We start from the raw sequence: 3,073 nt of genomic DNA on the forward strand, positions 1-3,073 counted from the left end.
CTGTAGCTATCGAGGCCGAAGAGCGCCGCAAGCTTGTCGCCAGACTGGACGCGCTCCGAGCGGCGATCGCCAGTTCTGATGCGGTCCTTGCCGAAGACGCCTCAGAGGCGCAGCCGTCATGATCATTGACGCCCTTGCCGCGATCGGCGGCTTCTATCTCGCGTCTAAGGTGGCGCGTATATACGTTTGGTATTTTGCGACCAATCGGGACGGAAACAGCGGCGTCGGCTCCGGCCATCATTGGAGCGAAGACCGATGACGCCAGAACCAGAAACCATCGCCAGAATGATCGCAGCGCTCTGCATGCTTGCGGTTTGCGCAGCCGTCGTTTCATTCCTCGGCTGGCTCCTTCACCTGTAGAAAGGAAACGCAAATGTTCGTCGTTGAAATCGTCTGCGGGCTGCTCACCACTCTTATGATCGTCGTGCTCGCGATTATCGTCGCATGCGCGCGCTGATCGCTAGACTTGTCGACAAAGCCGTTCAGTTCTTCCTCTTCGATTGGTGGATAAAAAGATGAGAACGCTGATTTTCGCTGCGTCCATGCTGGCGGTTCTTGTCGGCGCAGCGAGAGCTGCTGATCGACCGCGCCAAACCCAGCCGAAACAGCACTGGTACATCGTCCCGCTTGAACGCATCATCGGCGCTAAGCCGGCATGTCGCTACATGCAGTGCTGGAAGACTGGCGCTCGCTATCGTTGAATCCGCGCGCGGCGGTTCCGCGCAAGCCCGTAGAGGAAGAAAAGCAAATGGTTGGACAGGTTACAGAAGGCTCGATTGAGCAGGAAATTCAAAACAAGGGGCTCACTGCACCTCGTTTGACGCCGGCAGATATCGACGCCTCTATCGTTGGTGAAAACTACCACGTTTTCCCCGGCACGACGCTCACAATCTGCATGCTCACGCTGCGCAACGGCTACCACGTCACCGGCGAGGCGGCGGCTGCCAGCCCGGAGAACTTCGACGCCGCGATCGGCAAGAAGATCGCCCGCGATAACGCCCGCAACAAGATTTGGGCGCTTGAGGGCTATCTGCTGCGGTCAAAGCTCGCCGCTTAATAAACGCGCCGGCTGTCATGGCCGGCGCATCTCCGCGACTTTTGTGCAAAAAATGCACAGAACTGAAAAGGTGGAATATGCAAGGCTATCGCACCTATCTCGTTGCTCTTTTGCCGACGATCTTCGGCCTCCTGCAGATGACCGACTGGAACGCTTTTATGAATGACCCGAAAGCTGGCCTTGTCGGGATCGGCTCTGGACTACTCATGGCCGTCATGCGTTCGATCACCTCGACGCCGCCCGGCGTGAAATAATGTGGACGGCCATCGCAACATTTCTGGCGGCGCTCGCAAAGGGCGTCGCCTCGTATATCGGCCTGGCGCGGGACAAGCTCTTAATCGCGCTAGGAGCTACGCAGGAGCGCGCGAAGGCCAATGAGGCTTCCTCTGCCACTCAGGAGGCTATCAAAGAGGTAGCTGACGAGCGGAGCGCTGTGCCCGATGCGGCGACCGATCCAGATGACCTCGCGCGCGAACTGCGCGCACAGATGGACGGCAAGCCCAGCGGGCGGAAACGTCCGTTTTGATCATGCCCCGATGGCTCGTCCGCTACTAACCGTTACCGCTGCAGCGTCACGGCTTTTGCTCAAAATGTGTCCTGCCTCGGCTCGGGGCTACACCGGCTGAACTTTTAGGCGCCCAGCGAGCGCAGGCGACCTTTCTACCTCAAAGGCCAACCCATGAAAAGAGTAATAATCCTCGCCGCACTCGCTTTAGGCGCGTGCAACAATATCGGACAAGCGCCGCTTGCGGCAATCGAGAGCGTCCTCTCTCAACCTACGCCGGAAACCCGCAAAGCGGAGGTCGTGCGGCAATACAAGGCTGTCTGCCCGACGCCGCTGACCAACGACGAATTGGAATGGATCGCCCAATTCGTCGAGGAAAACCGTACCCGAGGTGCCGCATGGATCGGCGGAAAGCTCTGGGAAAAGAACGAAGAGATACGCAAATGCCGGGGGATCAAATGACGGATGAGACCGACACTTACGCCGACGTGCAGGCGCTTGAGGAAAAATTCATCGAATCCGGCGATGTGGCGCGAGCAGAAATGCTGGCCAATGGCGAAGCGCCGGCAACCGATCGGCTGATCTATCTCGGGCAGCAGTCGCTCGCGCGCATCGCTCTCGGGCGGCCTCTAGAAGGCAAGTAAAGCGTCATTACGAATAGCAGCGAGACGCGCCGGGACAGCAACCCCGACGCGCCTCTAAACCGCAGAAAGTTAGGCCAATCTGCGGCTGTTGGCATACGACGCCCCCAGCCAAAGGTGTAACTATGGGTATCTTCGATATGCCTACTCTTGAATGCTTGGACGAGCGCACGAAGCGCATTCTCGATGCGCTTGAGGAAATGAAGTCAGATTTCACGGTACGGTTTGATTCTGTTGACGCGGCCTTCAGCCAGCGACTGACAAAACTTGAATCAGAAATCAAGGAAACAAAAAAAGATGTTATCGAAATCAAGCTAGCCTCATCGAAACAGGAAGGCCAAAAGGGTGTCTTTATATTCGTCGGTGGCCTCGTTCTGGCGATGCTCGGGGCCGTTGGAAATATGATTCTGCTATGGCTGTTAGGGCCTAATGGCCTACTCCACAAGCCGCCTATCGGGAATTAAACGCCTAGACCTTGGCGATAAAAAGACCAATTATCGCGGTATGTTATCAGAATCATCTGCGGTCGCCGCGCATCCAATCGATCACCTTAGATACGATACTTCCGCAGGGGACCGCAATCTTCGCTTTGACTTCTCCACGATATTGCGCAAACGCGATGGCGGATAGTCGCTCCTTCGCTTCGGTTGGCGAGCGCGCTCTAATAGTTGCGCCCCACCATGAATTTCCGAACCTGTATTCAAACAGGTAGTCTTTGAAATCGTCGCTCATTCCAGTTCCTCATCAGGCTTTGTGACTTCCGGGCCGAAGGTGAAGTCGGATAGTGGATAGTCATCCGATTGTCCGAGCGTAAAAACAACCAATGATCCTAGAAGCTCGCCGACCAATACAGTTTCCCATTCATCTGAC

The 3,073-nt window shown here is 56.4% G+C and carries 8 protein-coding genes; 7 read left to right on the top strand and 1 reads right to left on the bottom strand.

Annotation, left to right across the window (positions count from 1 at the left end; translation table 11 throughout):
* Positions 1 to 118 precede the first annotated feature (118 nt).
* From WC026_RS17285 to WC026_RS17315, 7 genes are all read left to right on the top strand, one after another.
* Positions 119 to 259 (top strand): hypothetical protein, encoded by a 141-nt coding sequence (locus WC026_RS17285; protein ID WP_372712251.1) that lies wholly within the window; start codon positions 119 to 121, stop codon positions 257 to 259.
* Between the two features lie 396 nt (positions 260 to 655).
* Entirely contained in the window at positions 656 to 1,057 is a 402-nt protein-coding gene (locus tag WC026_RS17290; protein WP_372712252.1) for a Gp49 family protein, read from the top strand.
* Between the two features lie 77 nt (positions 1,058 to 1,134).
* Complete coding sequence (locus WC026_RS17295) at positions 1,135 to 1,311, top strand: hypothetical protein (protein ID WP_372712253.1); 177 nt, start codon at positions 1,135 to 1,137, stop codon at positions 1,309 to 1,311.
* The gene (locus tag WC026_RS17300; RefSeq protein ID WP_372712254.1) at positions 1,311 to 1,583 is read left to right on the top strand and encodes a hypothetical protein; all 273 of its coding nucleotides are present in this window, start codon (positions 1,311 to 1,313) and stop codon (positions 1,581 to 1,583) included. The genes WC026_RS17295 and WC026_RS17300 overlap by 1 nt, the downstream gene beginning before the upstream one ends.
* Positions 1,584 to 1,736: 153 nt before the next feature.
* Positions 1,737 to 2,024: a hypothetical protein gene (locus tag WC026_RS17305; protein ID WP_372712255.1), complete on the top strand. Its 288-nt coding sequence runs from the start codon at positions 1,737 to 1,739 to the stop codon at positions 2,022 to 2,024.
* Positions 2,021 to 2,206: a hypothetical protein gene (locus tag WC026_RS17310; RefSeq protein ID WP_372712256.1), complete on the top strand. Its 186-nt coding sequence runs from the start codon at positions 2,021 to 2,023 to the stop codon at positions 2,204 to 2,206. Before WC026_RS17305 ends, WC026_RS17310 begins: the two co-directional genes overlap by 4 nt.
* 122 nt (positions 2,207 to 2,328) lie before the next feature.
* Positions 2,329 to 2,667: a hypothetical protein gene (locus WC026_RS17315; RefSeq protein WP_372712257.1), complete on the top strand. Its 339-nt coding sequence runs from the start codon at positions 2,329 to 2,331 to the stop codon at positions 2,665 to 2,667.
* Positions 2,668 to 2,719: 52 nt separating this feature from the next.
* Here the strand turns inward: WC026_RS17315 and WC026_RS17320 are convergent, their stop codons facing one another.
* Positions 2,720 to 2,935, bottom strand: a complete 216-nt coding sequence (locus tag WC026_RS17320) for a hypothetical protein (RefSeq protein ID WP_372712258.1) — start codon at positions 2,933 to 2,935, stop codon at positions 2,720 to 2,722.
* Between the last annotated feature and the right edge of the window lie 138 nt (positions 2,936 to 3,073).

The organism is Hyphomicrobium sp. (assembly GCF_041674905.1).
Lineage (GTDB): Bacteria > Pseudomonadota > Alphaproteobacteria > Rhizobiales > Hyphomicrobiaceae > Hyphomicrobium_B.

Coding starts and splice junctions, on each gene's coding strand:
- WC026_RS17305 (WP_372712255.1), top strand. CDS start 1,737: ATGAAAAGAGTAATAATCCTCGCCGCACTCGCTTTAGGCGCGTGCAAC.
- WC026_RS17300 (WP_372712254.1), top strand. CDS start 1,311: ATGTGGACGGCCATCGCAACATTTCTGGCGGCGCTCGCAAAGGGCGTC.
- WC026_RS17285 (WP_372712251.1), top strand. CDS start 119: ATGATCATTGACGCCCTTGCCGCGATCGGCGGCTTCTATCTCGCGTCT.
- WC026_RS17320 (WP_372712258.1), bottom strand. CDS start 2,935: ATGAGCGACGATTTCAAAGACTACCTGTTTGAATACAGGTTCGGAAAT.
- WC026_RS17315 (WP_372712257.1), top strand. CDS start 2,329: ATGGGTATCTTCGATATGCCTACTCTTGAATGCTTGGACGAGCGCACG.
- WC026_RS17290 (WP_372712252.1), top strand. CDS start 656: ATGTCGCTACATGCAGTGCTGGAAGACTGGCGCTCGCTATCGTTGAAT.
- WC026_RS17295 (WP_372712253.1), top strand. CDS start 1,135: ATGCAAGGCTATCGCACCTATCTCGTTGCTCTTTTGCCGACGATCTTC.
- WC026_RS17310 (WP_372712256.1), top strand. CDS start 2,021: ATGACGGATGAGACCGACACTTACGCCGACGTGCAGGCGCTTGAGGAA.